Origin of the sequence: Parapedobacter sp., from assembly GCF_035556095.1 — a bacterium.
Lineage (GTDB): Bacteria > Bacteroidota > Bacteroidia > Sphingobacteriales > Sphingobacteriaceae > Parapedobacter.
Window position 1 is genome coordinate 377586 of the sequence record NZ_DATMFT010000021.1, and the last position, 17931, is coordinate 395516.

The window sequence follows — 17931 nt, forward strand, 5'->3', positions numbered from 1 at the left end:
CAAACCTCCGGATCGACTTTCGGCCGGTTGCTGGAAGGAAGGGCCTACGACTATCCCGCGACAACAGGTAGATGCATACATAGCCGCTACCGAACAAACCGATGATGAAGAGCCAAACCAATTTCATGGAAATACAATATGCTTTTGCATGTCTGTCAAAAGTACGGAAAAGGTAACAAAGCAATTTCCGAGTCCTGCTTTTTTCCAAAATAATTGTAAATTAGAACAGCAAATACCTCATTGCCTATGTGCGCCTTCACAAAACGGTTTCTATTGTTGTGGTTGATGTCGTGGCAGTTCCATATGTCGAGTGCTTCGGCACAAGGGGATGCGGCGACGGATTTGAAACGGAGTCTCGGCCGGATTACCGATAGCATAGCTTACGTAGACGCTTTGAACCGGTTGGCGCTCATCTCATATGAGCAAAGTGCAGATACCACTTTTCGTTATGCTGTCCGCGCAAGGCAGATGGCCGACCGCCTCCACTACCAAAAAGGGAAAGCGGACGCGCTTAATAATCTTGGTGTGGTATATGACATTAAAGGGAACCAACAATTGGCGTTGAAGTATTACAATGACGCCCACTTGATCTATACCCAGATAGACGATTCAGTGAACGTTGTCCAAACCTTGATGAATATTGGCGGTGTTTATCAGCAGCTTGAGCGCGTTAACCGATCCCTTGCATATTTTGAGTCTGCACTTGACCTCGGATATGAGCTCTCAAACGACTCGATTTTGTCGCTGGTCATCTATAACTACCTTTTGCTTTTCCCTGAGCGTACTAACCAAGCGGAAATGAACCGTTATCTGCACGATGCCCGCAACATCGCCATCCATTATGAAGACACGCGTACGTTAATCGCACTCGATCATCTGGCGGCACAGGCACTGATCGACAACGGTGAACGGGAAGCCGGGTTAGCAGCGTGGGACAGTGTGATTAATCTCGCTATTGAAAAACGGCTTTATTACGTGAGCATGGACATGCTTATTGGTATTGGCGACTTACTGGCGCCCGACGACGCCCATGCAGCCGGCTACTATCGCACGGGACTGGACATTGCCACCAACCACAACTACCTTTTCTATAGTAGGGTAATGGCCCGCAAATTGTTTGACCTATACGCGGCCCGTGATGAGCCGCAGGAGGCAAGCCGATACAGCCGGCTGCTGGTCAAATTGTATGATGAGCAGGAGCGATTGGATAATACCGCAAATATCGATTACCTCGATTATGCCATTAAGGAGCAAGAGCTGGAACGGCTGGTGGAACGATCGCGTAGCCAGACCTTTTTTCTGTTGCTTGCTCTATTGGGATGTGTTATGGCCGCTGGCATTATCCTAGTTATCCGTCGTACACTGCGCGTGAGCAGACGGCTAAATGCACGTATTGTAGCGCAGAATTTAAACCTGCAGGAAACGTTGACTGCATTGGAACAAAGTCAAGCTGAAAACAGCCGAATGATGGGTGTTGTGGCGCATGACCTGCGGAACCCGATTGGAGCTATCAGCTCGGCGGCATCGATGCTGTTGGAAATGGGCAGCCCCTCGGCAGATGAACGCAAGATACTCGAATTAATCGGCAAATCGGCAACGGATTCCCTTGAACTCGTAACTGGTCTTCTAGAAGTAAATAAGGAACTGGCCGATATGCCGAAAGATCCGTTGGACCTCGATGAGCTCCTTCGTTATTGCGTAGCGCTGATGCAAAGCAAGGCTGCTGCGAAGCGGCAAAGCATCACATTACGCAGCCAGCCGGTGATCATCATGGCAAATCGCGAAAAGTTATGGCGTGTGGCCAGCAATCTTATTGCCAACGCCATCAAATTTAGTCCGCTAGGCGAGCAAATCGATGTATTACTCCATGTAAATCCGAATGATATACGCATATCAGTGAAAGATCGGGGAATCGGTATACCGGAGGACCTCCGCGCCAAGGTATTCGACATGTTTACCGAGGCAAGGCGGCCTGGTACGGACGGTGAGCAGCCATTTGGACTTGGGCTAGCTATATCCAAACAAATTGTAGAAGCACACGGTGGTCGCATCTGGTTCGAAAGTAATCAGAAGGGGAGAGGTACCACGTTTTTCGTGGAATTGCGACGCATCAATAAATTCTAGTAAAAAAGTATCTATAGATGCATAAAAATCCTTACCTTTGTCCCTCGTGAAATTTAGCGTACACTGCTACCAAACGAAATCCCAAAACCCGGAAACCTTTCCGATGTATGTTGCATTTCTGATTGTATTTGGCCCGTAGCGGGCTTTTTTTATGGCTTTAAGGCTCGAGACTAACGAACATAACAACAACACAATAACAACGAATGACGAATTACAGCAAGCTACCGGCGATCTTGTTACTGGAAGACGGAACGGTCTACCACGGTAAGGCGGCGGGAAAGATCGGTACCACCACCGGCGAAATCTGTTTTAACACCGGCACTACGGGTTATCAGGAAATCTTCACGGACCCCTCGTATTACGGTCAGATCATGGTTACCACCAATGCTCATATCGGAAACTATGGAATAGCCGATAATGAGTCGGAATCCAACCAAATCCAGATTGCTGGACTGGTTTGCAAGAACTACAGCGTAAACTACAGCCGCAACCAGGCGGATTCATCCATCCAGAAGTATTTCGAAGATGGCAACTTGGTGGGGATCTCCGATATCGATACACGGTCGCTTGTACGCCATATCCGAAACAAAGGAGCGATGAATGCTATCATTTCTTCGGAGGTATTGGATGTGGCCGAGTTGAAAAAGCAATTGGATAAAGTGCCTTCCATGGCGGGTTTGGAGCTCTCGTCGGTAGTAACCACCGAGGCTCCGTATTATTATGGTAATGAAGACGCTCCTTTGCGCTTGGCTGTGCTTGACCTCGGTATCAAGCGAAACATCCTACGCAATTTCGATGCACGCAAGGTGTATGCTAAGGTGTTTCCAGCCAAAACGTCGTTTTCGGAGATGGAAGCCTGGGGGGCGGATGGGTACTTCGTGTCTAATGGCCCCGGTGACCCCGCAGCAATGGATTATGCCGTGCAGACGATGAAAGATATCCTGGCATCAGACAAGCCGCTGTTCGGTATCTGCCTTGGCCACCAACTGTTGGCCTTGGCCAACGGGATACGCACCACAAAAATGTTCAACGGGCACCGCGGCATCAACCACCCAGTAAAAAACATTATCGAAAACCGGTGTGAAATTACCAGCCAGAACCACGGATTCGGGGTGGTGGCTGAAGATATCGAAAGGTCAGACAAAGTAGAAATCACCCATGTAAACCTCAACGACCAGTCCATTGAAGGCATACGCGTAAAAGGAAAGAACGCATTTTCGGTGCAATATCACCCTGAGTCTTCTCCGGGACCGCACGACTCACGTTACCTGTTTGACGAATTTGTAGAATTGATGGAAAATGGCAAGCCGGTATTGGCAAGCTAAGGTTTGGCAAATAGGGTAGAAAGGGCTATATTTGCCGTCATTATAATTATGGTGTAATATTTACACTAAGGGCTTTCGGTCAAGATGGCATACTAAGGACTAAAGACTAATATACTAAAGACTAAAATACATGAGTTTAATCATCGATGTACATGCGCGGCAGATATTGGATTCGCGCGGCAACCCCACCATCGAGGTGGACGTAACCACAGAAAACGGATTTGTAGGCCGCGCAGCGGTACCTTCGGGTGCTTCCACAGGGGTGCATGAGGCCGTGGAACTGCGGGACGGCGATAAGTCTACCTACCTCGGTAAAGGTGTGCTGAAAGCGGTTGAAAACGTAAACACCAAGATTGCAGATGCCCTGCAAGGCATTGATGTGTTTGAACAAAACGCCATCGATAAGGTGATGATCGATCTCGACGGCACCGAAAACAAAGGCAATCTGGGTGCCAATGCCATCCTAGGCGTTTCGTTGGCTGTTGCGAAGGCCGCAGCGCAGGAAAGCCGCCAGCCGCTCTACCGCTATATAGGTGGGGTGAACGCCAACACGCTACCCATCCCAATGATGAACATCATCAATGGTGGATCGCACTCGGATGCGCCTATCGCCTTTCAAGAGTTTATGATCATGCCCGCCGGTGCTCCCTCGTTTTCCGAAGCACTGCGATGGGGTACCGAAGTATTCCACAATCTTAAAAAGATCCTGCACGACAGGGGGCTTTCTACCGCTGTGGGCGACGAAGGTGGCTTCGCCCCTGCATTTGACGGTACGGAGGATGCCATCGAAACGATTCTAAAAGCTATCGAAGCAGCGGGTTACAAAGCGGGCAGCGATATCTACCTAGCGCTCGATTGCGCGTCGTCAGAATTCTACGAAGCCGGCAAATACGACTACAGCAAGTTTGAAGGCGACAAAGGTGCAGTGCGTACCAGTGAAGAGCAAGCCGCATACCTGGCTGAGCTTACAGCCAAGTATCCCATTATTTCCATTGAAGATGGCATGCAGGAAGATGATTGGGCCGGTTGGAAGCTGCTCACCGACAAGATCGGTGCTACCGTACAGTTGGTGGGTGACGACCTGTTTGTGACGAATACTAAGCGCCTGCAGCAGGGTATTGATACCCATACGGCCAATTCCATTCTCGTGAAGGTAAACCAGATCGGTTCGCTCACCGAGACCATCAATGCCGTGTCGTTGGCACAGACTAATGGCTACACTTCAGTGATGAGCCACCGGAGTGGCGAGACGGAGGACTACACCATTGCCGATTTGGCCGTAGCCCTCAATTGCGGACAGATAAAGACCGGTTCGGCATCGCGCTCCGACCGGATTGCCAAATACAACCAGTTGCTCCGCATTGAAGAGGAACTAGGTGGCAATGCACGGTTCTTGGGAAAGAACTTTAAGTTTGCCCGGTAGTTGCTAGTACCATAAAATTGAAGGGCTGTCTCAAGAAAGTAAATTGAGGCAGCCTTTTTTTTGCGGTATACACGGATTCGTAAATCCCTGTTTTTGCTTTTCAGAAATTTTACCTAAGTTTGTGTACATGGAACGTTTTCTGAGTGCTATACGCAATAAGTACCTCATCGCGATCACCGCATTCGTTGTATGGATGTTGTTTTTCGACCGACATGATATGGCTACCCAGTACAGCTATTATAGTCAGCTTAAAGGCCTTAAGGCCGAAAAGACGTTTTACACGACGGAGATAGATCGAATAACCAAAGCTATCCACGACCTAAACACCGACCCACAAGAGCAGCAACGCGTAGCCCGCGAACGCTACCAGATGAAGAAAGATAACGAAGATGTTTTCGTGATTGTGGAGAAAGAAGAGGAGTAGACGTAGGTCATTAGTCATTAGTCGTAAGTCGTAAGCTAAGAGGGGCCTTGCGACTGAAAAACTTACGACTTACGACTAAAAAAGAACTTACGACTTAAAACTTATAAGTAATCCCGGCACCCAGAACTTGCCTTACCTGCAAGGTCGGCCTTTCCGAACCGGGGATAAATACCCCACTTTCTTGGCGTGGAATAAGCGTATTGTCGTCGTAAATCAACTGTACGCCACCATTTACGGTAATATAGTCGTTAACCTTCATGAACAAATTGAATGTGTAATCTACATCCACATTCTGCGGATCTTCCAAGTAATTTGAATACAGCTTAAGGATATTCTCCACACTGACGTTTTCCATCAGGTCGGTTTTATAATATGCATCGAATGATGCACCAAATTCAAAACGGGATGTCGATCCGGGGTCCACACCAAAAGCGCCTTGTGCCGAGAGGTCATCGTTGGTTACAAAGATAAAACGGGCCGCGGCAGGTGAGAGATTGAACCGAAAATTATCCGACTCCTTGTAGGCAAAACCGGGACCGAAGCTAAGGTAAGCTGGAGCGAAGGCCGTTGAAATGAGGGTGCCGTTGTTGTCGGCATCGTACTGGAACCCGTCTGCAAACTGCGTATTGAAATTGAGGTAGAACGTGTACAACCACCGTTCTGCCGCTTCGTAGCCGAGCAGGCTGTTCAATACAATCCGGTCGTCATTTTTGCGCCAGCCAATCGACTTTTGTTTGGTAAGCCCGTAAGCGGCGATCACCTTGTTGTCCCAACTCCACTTGTTCCTCTTGTAATTGAAGTCGTAGTTGAAAATCAGGTTGGCGGCGAAAGAGTTGATGCCGCCAGCGGCCCAATTGGAAAAGGAACTCTGGTTGAGCAGCAGTGTGTTTTCACCCGAAATCCGCCAGGCTGTATCCGCCTCCGTTTCTTGTGCTTGAACATGCCAAACCATAATCACTGCTATGCAAAGCAAGGATAGTGTTTTTTTCATGATGATAAATCTGATGTGAGTTAAAATGCCCATCGAATGCAAAAGCGGTGCCAAAATACCTTTCTAACAACAACGTTCGTTAATCACAACGCTTGCAGATAAACCAAAATTAGCTAAGTTTGTGGAATGCGGATAACCCTGTTGTGTGTAGGTAAGACGGATGATTGCCAACTGGCTGCAATCATTGACAAATTCCAGCAGCGGCTGAAACATTATATTCCGTTCAGCATGGTTAGTATTCCGGATGTGAAAAATACGAAGCACTTGCGTTCGGATCAGCAGCGAACAAAGGAAGGGATAGCCATCCTCAAATACCTGTCGCCCGGTGATTATGTGGTATTGCTGGACGAGCGAGGCAAGGAATACCGTTCGGTCGACTTTGCCTCCTACCTCAATAAGCTGATGGTGGGCAGTATGCAACAGGTGGTGTTTGTGGTGGGTGGCCCTTATGGTTTCGATGAACCCATCTATGAACGAGCCAATAGCCGGATTTCGCTTTCAAAAATGACGTTTTCACACCAGATGGTCCGGTTGTTTTTTGTGGAGCAACTCTATCGGGCATTCACCATCCTGAAAGGGGAGCCGTATCACCACGAATGATCCTATAGCGGTTGTGAATTTGTGAAGCCGTGAGATTATCGTGTGTGGAAACAGCAGTGTTTTGGCATCTAAACAATATAACGTAGTACTTGTTATTTAATCAGCTCATGAATATACCCAAACGGAAATATCACTATAAAGGCGCTGATACTACCAGCGAAAGCCGCCTCTTCTGGATTATGGTCATTATCGGCTTGGCCCTTGCGGCAGCAATTATTTTTTTGCTATGATGGATGAATGGTTGACCTACAGTGTTTTAAGATTATTCATGGTTGTGGCTGCATGTGCTTTCGTGGGTCGCTCTAGCGGCGCCCTTGTTTGTCATGGTAAAATACAGGATCAGGTTTTTTAGGAAGTAATGCAGCTAACAGCCCATATCATCCGTCCAGACGATATGGGCCCGTTATCGTGGCGTTAGTTATTCCTCAGTCGTTTTCTTTTCTGGGGATTCCGCGTCTGCCTGTTCCGGAACTTCTTCATCAAACAACGGCAATTCCTTGATGATGCCGTACCACGTGATGATTTTTTTGATGTCGGAGCTATATACGCGAACCTCGTCGTGGCCCGGTGCTACCTCCCTGAAGAACTCACGGAGCGTTTTCCCGTCCGATTTGCTGTCGGGCACGCTGCCCTTGGCTTTCATGCGGTTCATGATATCCGTGAGTTTCAGATCTTCCTCGTCACCATACACAGTGATGTCTTCGAGCGTGGCCAGCTTGGTGGTAGCCAAATTGACCACCGATTTTATTTTCTGCTCATCGAGGGTTTCCAAAACGAAGCCGCTTTTGTTTTGTCCGACCAGCTTAAACAACCCCGGTTTTCCCGTTACGGATACAAGTGCTTTTAAATTCATGCGGTAGCGTCCTCCTCGATGATGTCTATACCCAAAATCTTGTCGCCTTGGCGAATTTCGTCGATTAGGTCGATATTTTCAACGACCCTGCCGAAACAAGTATGATTTCTATCGAGATGCGCTGTATTGTTGCGGCTGTGGCAGATAAAAAACTGCGAGCCGCCGGTATCACGACCACGGTGCGCCATTGAAAGTACGCCCCGATCATGGTACTGGTTGTCACCGTCCAGCTCACAATTGATGGAATATCCCGGTCCGCCGGCACCGGTACCCGTGGGATCGCCCCCCTGGATGACAAAATCGGGGATAACCCGGTGGAACGTTACGCCATCATAGTAGCCTGACTTGGCTAGCTTCAGGAAGTTGGCAACGGTGCCCGGGGCATCTGCATCGTAAAACTGAACGGTGAGGTCGCCTTTTTCGGTCTTGATAATTGCTTTGCTCATCTTTTTAAATTTGGAACGCAAACTTAGGAAAGCGAGTCAATAAAAACAAGCTTTAATTGCCCGGCTTATTCTGTCACCGTGGAACCGCCGTATTAACCGTCTAAGCGCTCATGGATGATGAAAGCGGACCAATGCGAATAAAGTTGCATATTTGAGCAACTTTATCTAAGTTTGGTTGTCGATGCGATAACCTTAACATACACCTATGGATAACTTATTACGTGTCACCATCAAAGCCTGGGCGGAAGCGGACCGCCCGAGGGAAAAACTTTTGGAACGGGGGCGACGTGCCCTCTCCGATGCGGAACTGCTGGCCATCTTGATTGGTAGTGGGTCGCGCGATGAATCTGCGGTGGAGCTTTGCAGGCGCATTCTGCACGACCGGGGCAATGACCTTAACGACCTGTCGCGACTTTCCGTGGCCGAACTATGCCGCTACAAGGGTATCGGCGAGGCCAAGGCAATCAGTATTGTAGCCGCGCTCGAACTCGGCCGACGCCGCAAAGAGCAAAAAGCCGAAGAGCGCCCCGTGCTCAATAGTAGCCAACGGGTTTACGACCACTTGGAGCATGTCTATCGGGATTTGCCTTACGAAGAATTCTGGGTGCTGTACCTTGGGGGTGGATGCCGATTCATTGCCAAACAACTGATTGGTAAAGGGGGCAATGATTTTACACCCGTCGATATCAAACAGGTATTGCGCCTCGCATTGGAATACCGCGCTACGGGCATTGTACTTACCCACAACCATCCTTCTGGCTCACTCAAGCCCAGTACAATGGATATGCAGCTGACCAAGAAACTGACCGAAGCTGCTATGCTGTTTGACCTGTCCATCAATGACCATGTTATCTTTACTAATGCCGGGTATTACAGCTTTCGGGATAGTGGGCTACTTTAGTCATCGATGTTTTTACGGAGATCGGTATATGATGGTCTGGTGTCAAGCAAATTTGAGAAACAAGAAAAAAAATCTAAGTTTGCACAAATTCCGAAATCAGGATGACTATATCATATACTTGGCTTAAAGACTTTATACAAACCGATCTTACACCAACGGAGCTCTCGGCAATCCTTACGGATATTGGGTTGGAAGTAGAATCGCTTGATGCGGTACAACGTGTGCCAGGCGGACTTGAAGGGTTGGTTGTTGGCGAAGTGCAAACCTGCCGGCCGCATCCCAATGCCGACCGCTTGAAAGTAACCACCGTAGCTATCGGGGCCGATGAACCGCTGCATATCGTTTGTGGCGCACCCAACGTGGCTGTAGGCCAGCGGGTAGTGGTGGCTACCGTGGGTACTACGGTATATCCCACCAACGGTGAACCTTTCAAAATCAACAAATCAAAAATCCGTGGCGAAGTATCGGAAGGCATGATCTGCGGCGAAGACGAAATTGGCCTCGGTACGATGCACGATGGTATTATGGTGCTCGCTGACGATGCCCCCATAGGTACGCCTGCCAAAACCTTTTTCGGACTGCAGGACGACTACGTTTTTGAGATTGGCCTCACCCCGAACCGTGCGGATGCAGCATCGCATCTTGGAGTGGCACGTGATGTAGCGGCCTTTTTACGCAGCAATTATCACCTGCCCGATGTGTCGGCATTCAAGGCCGGTGAAGCACAGCCACTGCCAGTTGCCGTGGAAGATGTAATTGCCTGTCCGCGATATACATCGCTGACAATCAGCGCTGTGAAAGTGGCTGAATCGCCGCAATGGCTCCAAGATCGGCTTATCGCTGTTGGCGTGCGGCCCATCAACAATGTAGTCGATGTAACGAACTATGTGCTTCATGAGTTGGGGCAGCCGCTGCATGCATTCGACGCGGAGCGGTTGGCTGGTAATCGGGTGATTGTACGTCGAGCCAAGTCCGGAGAGCCGTTTACCACGCTTGATGGTGTCGCGCGTAAGCTGGATGCGGAAGACCTCATGATCTGTGACGCTGAAAAACCCTTATGTATCGCCGGTGTATTCGGTGGTATGCATTCGGGGGTCACCGAAACGACCACCCGTATATTCTTGGAGAGTGCCTACTTCAACCCGGTATCGGTGCGCAAAACGGCTAAGCGGCATGGGCTCAAAACTGATGCATCGTTTCGTTTTGAGCGTGGTACCGATCCAAATATAACGGTATTGGCGTTAAAAAGGGCGGCGGTACTGATTGCCGAACTCACCGGTGGTCAGGTCTCCACTGCTGTATCTGACAACTATCCCAATCCGGTTCAGCCATTCACCTTTGACGTAAGGTATGCGGAGGTACGCCGGCTCATTGGGAAGGCCATCTCCGATAGCGAAATAAAAGCCATCATCGAGGCCCTTGGGATTATTGTGGTGGCGGATACCAACGGCACATTGACTGTACAAGTGCCACCTTACAAGGTAGACGTAACCCGTGAAGTGGATATTATCGAAGAAGTGCTTCGTATCTATGGGTATAACAATATCGAAATCGACAGACAGATCAAGGCTTCGCTCAATACATCGCCGAAGCCGGATAAGGAAGTGGTGCAGAACCAGGTGGCCGACCTGTTGATTGGCAATGGCTTCCGTGAGATTTTGTCCAATTCGTTGACCAAATTGGAATATGCAGATGATTCTAATTTTGCGGTACGCATCTTGAATCCACTAAGTGCCGATTTGGATACCATGCGGCAAAACCTCCTGTTTTCTGCGCTGGAAGTCATAGCATACAACCAAAAGCGGAAGCAATCGAACCTTAAGTTCTTCGAATTTGGTACCACCTATCGGCTTGATGGCGACAAGTACAGCGAGCGGCAACACCTGGCGCTGGCGGTAACTGGCAGCCGCTTACCTCAACAGTGGAATCACGTGGACAGGGCGGTGTCGTTTTACGATATGAAAGCAGCCGTGGATGCTATTTTACGTCGGTTGAATATTTCAGGTTGGCAGGAAACCGATGTGCCCGAGTCGCATTACGCGTATGGAGTGCGTTATGAGCGGGCCGGAAAAACCCTGGTTTCGTTCGGAGCAGTCAGTCGGTCGGCACTTACCAAAGTAGACGTAGCGGGGGATGTGTATTATGCGGATTTTGACTGGGGTGTAATGCTGAAAGCGATACGTAAAAATAAGATCACATACCGTGAAGTTGCCAAATATCCGGCTGTGAGACGCGACCTCTCGCTGCTGGTGGATGCCGAAGTCACTTTCGGCGTGTTGAAGGGGATTGCGGAGCGCACAGAGCGTAAGCTGCTTAGGGAGGTCTCCGTGTTTGACGTGTATAAAGGAGATAAGCTGCCTGCGGGAAAAAAATCTTATGCACTGCATTTCGTGCTGCAGGACGAGGAGAAAACCCTCAACGAGAAACAAATTGATGCGATTGTTAAAAAATTAATTATTAATTTTGAAAAAGAAGCCGGTGCAACGGTGAGGAAATAATTGCACGAGCGAGGTTAGTGGGAGTCTGCGTTTGTGAACAGCGGAACCATTGAAGGGCGATAAGCAAAGAATGCAACGATGTCATCATTATCGAAACAACTGACGGGTGTGGTGGAGAATACGCGTAAATTATTAGATTTATGCGGTTCTTTGCAAGCAGAGAACGATCTGCTGAAGTTGGAAGTGCAGTCGTTGAAAGTTGCGGTTGAGACAAGCACCGATAAGAACAAGCAGTTGGAAGAGAAAGTGAAAGCCCTTGCTGTAGCCCGTTCGCTTGATGAGGCCGAGGTGGACGAGGTGGGGATAAATGAAAAAATACTTGACACAAAACAAAAAATTAACGATTTTGTGCGGGAAATAGATAAGTGTATCGGGTTGCTCAAGTAGCATGAGATACGTGAAGTAGTGAATTAGCTCAAACATGGGAGAAATTTCCATTAAAATAAACATCGCGGACCGAATTTATCCATTGCGGGTAGACATGGCAGAAGAGGAGGTAATCCGGCGAGCGGCTAAATTGATAAACGACAGGATTAAAGAATTTCAGGAAAATTACGCTGTACGGGATAAGCAGGATTTATTATCGATGTGTGTACTTCATTATGCTACCGGAATGCTGAAAGCAGAACAGAAAACAAATGCGGATGACGTAGGCGTTGCCAAGGCAGTGGGGGAGCTGGACAGCATGTTGACTGAATTTTTTAACAAATAACGTTCTTATTAATAGGAATAGAGCTTTAACAACGAATTAACCGCAGTTAAATTCGGGTTTCACTATTTTAAACTTAACGCTTCAATATCACAAGGCGTAAACGAGATGTAGGCCATTTTGCGAAAGCCATCTGGTCAGGATCAATACGCTAAACCTGTGTAGATGAAGTTTATGATACATGAGACTCGATTTATTTAATTGCGGTTTTTTTATGCCATTTTTTGCGTTTCGCTATTTGTGCATTGCAAATAAGCCAACGGCAAAAGGAGAGAAAAGGATTGATGAACGAAGAGTAACGACGAATGATCTAAGGAGCAAAGATTAAGGATTTAAGAACAACAACTAAGGGTTATAAAGCGTAAACGGAGCATAGCGACGTTTCGAGCAACAAAGTAAACCGGGAAAACAACAACAAAAAAAACAAATAGCAAACAACAAACAAAACATGGATATCATATACATTATTATAGCTTTTGCGGTGGGGGTGGTTATTGGCCGCTTCGCACTGCGGATTTTATTTAAGCGGCAAGAGGTAGCTGCCCAAAACAAAGCCAAGAAGATACTCAAGGAAGCGGAACAGACCGGCGAGCACCTGAAGAAGCAACGCCAATTAGAGGCCAAAGAGAAATTCCTGCAGCTGAAAGCAGAGCACGAGAAGGAAACTAACCAGAAGAACAATAGCCTTAATCAGCGCGAAAACAGTATCCGGCAGAAGGAGCAGTCGCTCAATCAGAAGCTGGAAAACCTGAACCGTGAGAAACAAGAGGTAGAGAACCAGCGCAAGAACCTGGAGCGGCTTACGGAAATCAGCGAAAAGAAACAGAAGGAGGTCGAGCAGCTCAAGGCGCAACATATCAAACAATTGGAAACCATTGCCGGCCTTTCGGCCGAAGAAGCCAGTGCACAACTCATTGAAAACCTCAAAGAGGAGGCACGCTCCAAAGCCGTCATCCAAATTAAGGATATTGTAGACGAGGCCAAGCTTACCGCTACCAAGGAAGCCAAAAAAGTGGTCATCCAAACGATACAGCGCACAGCTACGGAGAGTGCCATCGAAAATACGGTGTCTATATTCAACATCGAAAATGATGAGATCAAGGGTCGTATTATTGGTCGCGAGGGCCGTAATATCCGTGCACTCGAAGCTGCCACTGGGGTAGAGATTATCGTTGATGATACACCCGAGGCTATCATCTTATCCGGGTTCGATCCGGTGCGTCGAGAAATCGCGCGGCTAGCGTTGCACCGCTTGGTAACAGATGGGCGTATACACCCTGCACGCATCGAGGAAGTGGTGGCGAAAACTAAAAAGCAGATTGAGGACGAGATTGTGGAGATTGGTGAGCGGACAGTTATCGATCTGGGCATCCATGGGCTTCACCCCGAATTAATCCGGATGGTAGGACGGATGCGTTACCGCTCGTCTTACGGACAGAACCTATTGCAGCACTCGCGTGAAGTTGCCAATTTTGCCGCTACGATGGCTTCTGAGCTGGGGCTCAATGTAAAGCTGGCGAAGCGTGCCGGATTGTTGCATGATATCGGTAAGGTACCTGATGATAACCCCGAGTTGCCGCACGCCATTCTCGGCATGCAATTGGCAGAAAAATACAAGGAGCACCCCGAGGTGTGTAATGCAATCGGTGCCCACCACGATGAGGTTGAGATGACTTCATTGATATCGCCGATTGTGCAAGCCTGCGATGCCATTTCAGGTGCACGACCCGGTGCGCGGCGGGAAGTCGTTGAAAACTATATTAAGCGGCTTAAGGAATTGGAGGAATTGGCGTTGTCGTATCCCGGCGTTGAGAAGACTTTTGCCATCCAAGCCGGTCGCGAATTACGTGTTGTGGTTGAAAGCGAGCGCGTATCCGACCAGGAAGCCGAGCTGCTGGCAGCAGACATATCGACCCGTATCCAGACGGAAATGACCTATCCAGGGCAGATTAAAGTAACTGTAATCCGTGAAACACGGTCAGTTTCCTATGCCAAATAGTTAAATGAGTTGATAGTTGACAATGGGCAATAGTTAACCTTTATTGTCAACTATCAATTATCAACTGTCCATTGTCAATTAGAAGATGTCAGCAGCTAAAAAAACGAAAAAGGGGAGGGAAGCACCAAAGCGACCGGTGGATGTGTATTTCGAGACATTTAATCGGCAATACCAGCATCCTGTTAACCGGGCAATCCAATGGATCGCCCTTCCAGTTTTTGCGTTCGGTATTCTGGGGTTGGTATGGATGATACCTTTTCCGGAGATCGCTTTCTTGAAAAAGTATGGTTATGACACTTTCGTAAACTGGGGGTCGTTTTTCATTGCGGGGCTTGTGTATTACTATCTTCGTTTAGCGCCGACCTTATCTTATGCGATGCTACTAACCATCGGGATATATAGCTTTTTCATTGTCCGATTGGAATATGTGGAGCAAGCCGGCGGGCCGGCAGTTTGGTCGGTATGTGCATGCTTGCTGTTGGCGTCGCTGCTCGTATTGTACCTTGGTAAAGGTATGGAAAGGGTTGCTGTTCCGTTCCGTAGTTTCCTCAAATTGTTGTTGATCGGGCCTATCTGGCTTTGGCATTTTGCGTTTAAAAAGTTAAACATACCTTACTGACCACATTAACCATACCGCTTGGTCAATGCCCCGAGCCCAGCTGTATAACCGTAAGCTGCAAATTGGAATTTGAGGTTATTGATATGCTGTAGGCGTTCTTCTTTCGACACCCGTTCCAAGATAAGCATCCTGCAATATGCTTCAATCAGTTTAAACCCGCGCGCTTCGCACAAGGTAATAGCGCGTTGGCTGATTTCAACCATGGCGTGGTTGGTGCTCGAATCATCTATTTGCAGTTGGAAAATAATATATAACAAGCGGTATGTGGAGTTATCGTGTGTGTTTAGTGAGAGTCGTTTGACGCGCGACAGCGCTTCGTCGACATCTCCATTCTCCCATAGGTAAAACGCTATAATCAGTGTTTCAATATCGATTTCAAACCGGTTTATCGGCGGCATTTTTTGGAACCGCTCATTGATTAGTTTTTGGTAGGGAAGGGCTACGGCTCTATTCCCAGATACCTTAATATAAAGATAAAGCAATATATCGATATGGAATGGTGCAGCCAGCGCCTTCGCCAGCGGCAACCGATATGGCAATGCATTCAATTCACGAACAACCTGTGGGTCAATGGCTCCCCCTTTGAAGCGTTGATACAGGTAAGACAGCAGTAGGAATGGGTTAATGGCAAAAGGCGCGTACGCTTCACGCGGCATGGCAGCCAACGGTTCGAGCTGCTTAAGTAGGGTTTCTTCGTCCCACTTCAACAAAGCGATGGTGGCGAGCTTGCTGCGTACGGAAATTTCGTGCTTTTCGGTCAGATCAAAATAGAGTAGTTTCTCCAAACTGGGCTCAAATTCGACTTGAAAACTAATGTAATGGAGCAGGTAGTCGATAAATGCCGTATCGTGGAGCGCTATATTTATTTTTTCCCGCACGGCTGTGTCGTATTTAGCAAGTCGGTGAAGGCCGTCGCAAATGAAGGTAATTATATCAAAGATGTCCTCCTCGATGAACGAGATATGGGCCAGCTCGTTGACTAGTTGTAAATCACCGGATTTGATTTGGAATAGCAGCAGCCATTTCAGCTGCGCGGTCTTCGACTTGTTGTCGAAATGTGATATGCTAATTGCATCGATCAGTTCTGTGGCATCCGTATGCGTGCTGAATAATTCGAGTGCAATGAAGTAATTCGCAATGATATCTGATTGAAATTGCACGACTGTGTGTTGCCGCAACTCAAGATCGCAATTTGTTTCGTGCAGCAATCCTGAATAGAGCAGGTCGTTGTAAGCCACCCGGTGCTGCCTGATGGCAGGGTAGGCTTGCTTTCTATTGATTTGTAACCTCCCATCTTGCTGTTCGATTACGAGTGATAGCTCTTCCAAAAGAGACTGTTTACCTAATGTATTTACACCATTGAACACTTTCTTTTTCAGGTATTGCGTAATGATGAGGTATTCTTTGAATGAGGTTATCTGATAAGGATCTACGTGGTCGCCAGCCAGTTCATAATAATATTGGAAAAACAACGGTGTATGGATGAGCCGTATATCTCGAGCTTTCTGCAAAGGGTATGCGCCGGATGACCCATTGATGTTTTGGGCTAACTGATGGAGTTCGGCATGAGTGAATGCAGGCATGCCAGAGGCTTCCCTTGCCTTCCTGCCATGCTGCATCGAAAACCACTGGGGATTGATAACCGTTTCTTTGAATAAGCTCTCGAACTTCAGCAACGATGCGGTGCGTAATATCAAGATGATACGAAACCAAGTAAATTGGGCGAAGTGGTTAACCATATCCATAAATTGGCAAATCACCATATGGAATTGCCTATCGGCCACCAAGTCACTGTGCAATTCATCGATGATGAGGTAGAAATTTCCCGGTGCTTCCGTACGGTGGTTTTCCATAAAAGCATCCAAGAGGTCGGTAGTTTCGAAGCCGAGGAGGTGTGCCAGCCAGCGGTTGCTATGATAACCGAACGCAGTGCCTTGAAGCAGTGACAGCCCGTTGATAAACAAGTAGATGTCGTTTGAAGAGTCGACGTGTATCTGGCCGATTTGTTTTTCCACCCAACGCGATATGCCGATTGTTTTTCCACAACCTACAGGGCCATGGAGGATGCCGGTGGTTGCACCGCTTTGGAGGAAGCGCTCAGCGAACTGACCGATGTATTCCCGGTCGATAGTCAAATGGTAAGGGATGCCACACTTATACTTGTTGCTCTGGATGTTGAAAAGGCTGATTTTTGTCGCGTTTAGTGAAATTTCGCCCCAGGTACGCTGTTGTGCCGTCTGTAGTTTGTTTTGTTCCAAATCGGTATAAAACACGTCCCAGCTTTCGAATCCGCAGTACTCGGCTAGCGCATTCAATGTATAAATGGAAGGTTGGTGTACCGATGAGGCGAACCCAAATACCCGTTTGAGTGTTGTTTCGCTCACACTTTTATTGGTAACACCCTTAATTTCGAGCGCCAGCCGATAGCAGTCCGCTGGTACGAGCTGTGTGATTTCTGCTTTCTTTAATACGAGCGTTTTTAACTTATTAAAATAAGCATGTAAATATGTCTTCATATGGAGATAGTAGATGTTATAACGACGACTGCTTCACGTTACCAACGGATTCGACTCACGTGGTGATCGTTTCTTCAGATCGTCGGCTGCTAAAAAGGCTGCATAGCTATATATGTTTTTCGTTCGTATCTGTTGTCGGCCGCTGCCCCTTTCATCCAACAGCGGATCTTTATCTTTTTTGCAACAGTGAAGGCTTTGGGCAAAAATATCATATTTCTTTTGTTTCCAAAAAAACTATTACAATGAATAATTTGAATGTATTTATATCCATCGACTGTTAAGTCCAGCAGTATACGGTTGTGATTGCTTCATGACTGGCGCTATTACATTCTTCCTCCCTATGGTCAAAAATTGCGTATTTAAAGGCTTTCTGTGTCAAATTTAAGGAAAATACACGGGAGTTTACGGCTTAATTTATTGCGTGAACGAAACGAATAACAGTCATTAAAATGAACACAGTGAACAAAGGTTTGGTGTAATGACCGAGTTATCTTTGCGTGTAA

Annotated in this window: 15 protein-coding genes; 11 read left to right on the plus strand and 4 right to left on the minus strand. The window is 47.7% G+C overall.

Features of this window, described 5'->3' with window-relative positions; genetic code table 11:
• Positions 1 to 246 precede the first annotated feature (246 nt).
• The 4 genes from VNQ80_RS12090 (at position 247) to VNQ80_RS12105 (ending at position 5296) form a co-directional block, all read left to right on the plus strand.
• Positions 247 to 2124 (plus strand): tetratricopeptide repeat-containing sensor histidine kinase, encoded by a 1878-nt coding sequence (locus tag VNQ80_RS12090; protein ID WP_325638900.1) that lies wholly within the window; start codon positions 247 to 249, stop codon positions 2122 to 2124.
• A gap of 203 nt (positions 2125 to 2327) precedes the next feature.
• Complete coding sequence (gene carA / locus VNQ80_RS12095) at positions 2328 to 3449, plus strand: glutamine-hydrolyzing carbamoyl-phosphate synthase small subunit (RefSeq protein ID WP_325638902.1); 1122 nt, start codon at positions 2328 to 2330, stop codon at positions 3447 to 3449.
• A 130-nt stretch (positions 3450 to 3579) separates the two neighbouring features.
• Complete coding sequence (gene eno / locus VNQ80_RS12100; RefSeq protein WP_325638904.1) at positions 3580 to 4872, plus strand: phosphopyruvate hydratase; 1293 nt, start codon at positions 3580 to 3582, stop codon at positions 4870 to 4872.
• A 127-nt stretch (positions 4873 to 4999) separates the two neighbouring features.
• Positions 5000 to 5296 (plus strand): FtsB family cell division protein, encoded by a 297-nt coding sequence (locus VNQ80_RS12105; RefSeq protein WP_325638906.1) that lies wholly within the window; start codon positions 5000 to 5002, stop codon positions 5294 to 5296.
• 94 nt (positions 5297 to 5390) lie between these two features.
• On the opposite strand, the gene VNQ80_RS12110 is transcribed toward VNQ80_RS12105, so the two are convergent.
• Entirely contained in the window at positions 5391 to 6287 is an 897-nt protein-coding gene (locus VNQ80_RS12110) for a DUF3078 domain-containing protein (protein WP_325638908.1), read from the minus strand.
• Between the two features lie 126 nt (positions 6288 to 6413).
• On the opposite strand from VNQ80_RS12110, the gene rlmH reads away from it, so the two are divergent.
• Positions 6414 to 6887 (plus strand): 23S rRNA (pseudouridine(1915)-N(3))-methyltransferase RlmH, encoded by a 474-nt coding sequence (gene rlmH / locus VNQ80_RS12115; protein WP_325638910.1) that lies wholly within the window; start codon positions 6414 to 6416, stop codon positions 6885 to 6887.
• A 418-nt stretch (positions 6888 to 7305) separates the two neighbouring features.
• On the opposite strand, the gene VNQ80_RS12120 is transcribed toward rlmH, so the two are convergent.
• Together VNQ80_RS12120 and VNQ80_RS12125 are read right to left on the minus strand one after the other, a co-directional pair.
• Positions 7306 to 7740, minus strand: a complete 435-nt coding sequence (locus VNQ80_RS12120) for a DUF5606 domain-containing protein (RefSeq protein WP_325638912.1) — start codon at positions 7738 to 7740, stop codon at positions 7306 to 7308.
• Complete coding sequence (locus tag VNQ80_RS12125; RefSeq protein ID WP_325638914.1) at positions 7737 to 8186, minus strand: peptidylprolyl isomerase; 450 nt, start codon at positions 8184 to 8186, stop codon at positions 7737 to 7739. The genes VNQ80_RS12120 and VNQ80_RS12125 overlap by 4 nt, the downstream gene beginning before the upstream one ends.
• Before the next feature lie 205 nt (positions 8187 to 8391).
• Here VNQ80_RS12125 and radC point away from each other — a divergent pair, with 205 nt between their 5' ends.
• The 6 genes from radC to VNQ80_RS12155 all read left to right on the plus strand — a co-directional run bounded on the left by radC (position 8392) and on the right by VNQ80_RS12155 (position 14912).
• Entirely contained in the window at positions 8392 to 9087 is a 696-nt protein-coding gene (gene radC, locus VNQ80_RS12130; RefSeq protein WP_325638916.1) for a RadC family protein, read from the plus strand.
• A 101-nt stretch (positions 9088 to 9188) separates the two neighbouring features.
• Positions 9189 to 11585 carry a phenylalanine--tRNA ligase subunit beta gene (gene pheT, locus VNQ80_RS12135; RefSeq protein ID WP_325638918.1) on the plus strand — a complete coding sequence of 799 codons (2397 nt, stop codon included), beginning with the start codon at positions 9189 to 9191 and terminating at the stop codon, positions 11583 to 11585.
• 78 nt (positions 11586 to 11663) lie between these two features.
• Positions 11664 to 11972, plus strand: a complete 309-nt coding sequence (locus VNQ80_RS12140) for a hypothetical protein (RefSeq protein WP_325638920.1) — start codon at positions 11664 to 11666, stop codon at positions 11970 to 11972.
• A gap of 34 nt (positions 11973 to 12006) precedes the next feature.
• A complete protein-coding gene (locus VNQ80_RS12145; protein WP_325638922.1) occupies positions 12007 to 12297 on the plus strand; it encodes a cell division protein ZapA in 291 nt (96 codons plus the stop codon).
• A gap of 445 nt (positions 12298 to 12742) precedes the next feature.
• Entirely contained in the window at positions 12743 to 14293 is a 1551-nt protein-coding gene (gene rny, locus VNQ80_RS12150; RefSeq protein WP_325638924.1) for a ribonuclease Y, read from the plus strand.
• Between the two features lie 85 nt (positions 14294 to 14378).
• Entirely contained in the window at positions 14379 to 14912 is a 534-nt protein-coding gene (locus tag VNQ80_RS12155) for a hypothetical protein (RefSeq protein WP_325638926.1), read from the plus strand.
• A 5-nt stretch (positions 14913 to 14917) separates the two neighbouring features.
• Here VNQ80_RS12155 and VNQ80_RS12160 read toward each other — a convergent pair whose 3' ends face one another.
• Positions 14918 to 17428, minus strand: coding sequence for a hypothetical protein (locus VNQ80_RS12160; protein WP_325638928.1), 2511 nt, complete (start codon positions 17426 to 17428; stop codon positions 14918 to 14920).
• Positions 17429 to 17931 lie beyond the last annotated feature (503 nt).

Excerpts from the sequence above, each read along its gene's own strand:
- VNQ80_RS12090 (WP_325638900.1), top strand. The coding sequence starts at position 247 with ATGTGCGCCTTCACAAAACGGTTTCTATTGTTGTGGTTGATGTCGTGG.
- carA (WP_325638902.1), top strand. The coding sequence starts at position 2,328 with ATGACGAATTACAGCAAGCTACCGGCGATCTTGTTACTGGAAGACGGA.
- eno (WP_325638904.1), top strand. The coding sequence starts at position 3,580 with ATGAGTTTAATCATCGATGTACATGCGCGGCAGATATTGGATTCGCGC.
- VNQ80_RS12105 (WP_325638906.1), top strand. The coding sequence starts at position 5,000 with ATGGAACGTTTTCTGAGTGCTATACGCAATAAGTACCTCATCGCGATC.
- VNQ80_RS12110 (WP_325638908.1), bottom strand. The coding sequence starts at position 6,287 with ATGAAAAAAACACTATCCTTGCTTTGCATAGCAGTGATTATGGTTTGG.
- rlmH (WP_325638910.1), top strand. The coding sequence starts at position 6,414 with ATGCGGATAACCCTGTTGTGTGTAGGTAAGACGGATGATTGCCAACTG.
- VNQ80_RS12120 (WP_325638912.1), bottom strand. The coding sequence starts at position 7,740 with ATGAATTTAAAAGCACTTGTATCCGTAACGGGAAAACCGGGGTTGTTT.
- VNQ80_RS12125 (WP_325638914.1), bottom strand. The coding sequence starts at position 8,186 with ATGAGCAAAGCAATTATCAAGACCGAAAAAGGCGACCTCACCGTTCAG.
- radC (WP_325638916.1), top strand. The coding sequence starts at position 8,392 with ATGGATAACTTATTACGTGTCACCATCAAAGCCTGGGCGGAAGCGGAC.
- pheT (WP_325638918.1), top strand. The coding sequence starts at position 9,189 with ATGACTATATCATATACTTGGCTTAAAGACTTTATACAAACCGATCTT.
- VNQ80_RS12140 (WP_325638920.1), top strand. The coding sequence starts at position 11,664 with ATGTCATCATTATCGAAACAACTGACGGGTGTGGTGGAGAATACGCGT.
- VNQ80_RS12145 (WP_325638922.1), top strand. The coding sequence starts at position 12,007 with ATGGGAGAAATTTCCATTAAAATAAACATCGCGGACCGAATTTATCCA.
- rny (WP_325638924.1), top strand. The coding sequence starts at position 12,743 with ATGGATATCATATACATTATTATAGCTTTTGCGGTGGGGGTGGTTATT.
- VNQ80_RS12155 (WP_325638926.1), top strand. The coding sequence starts at position 14,379 with ATGTCAGCAGCTAAAAAAACGAAAAAGGGGAGGGAAGCACCAAAGCGA.
- VNQ80_RS12160 (WP_325638928.1), bottom strand. The coding sequence starts at position 17,428 with ATGAAGACATATTTACATGCTTATTTTAATAAGTTAAAAACGCTCGTA.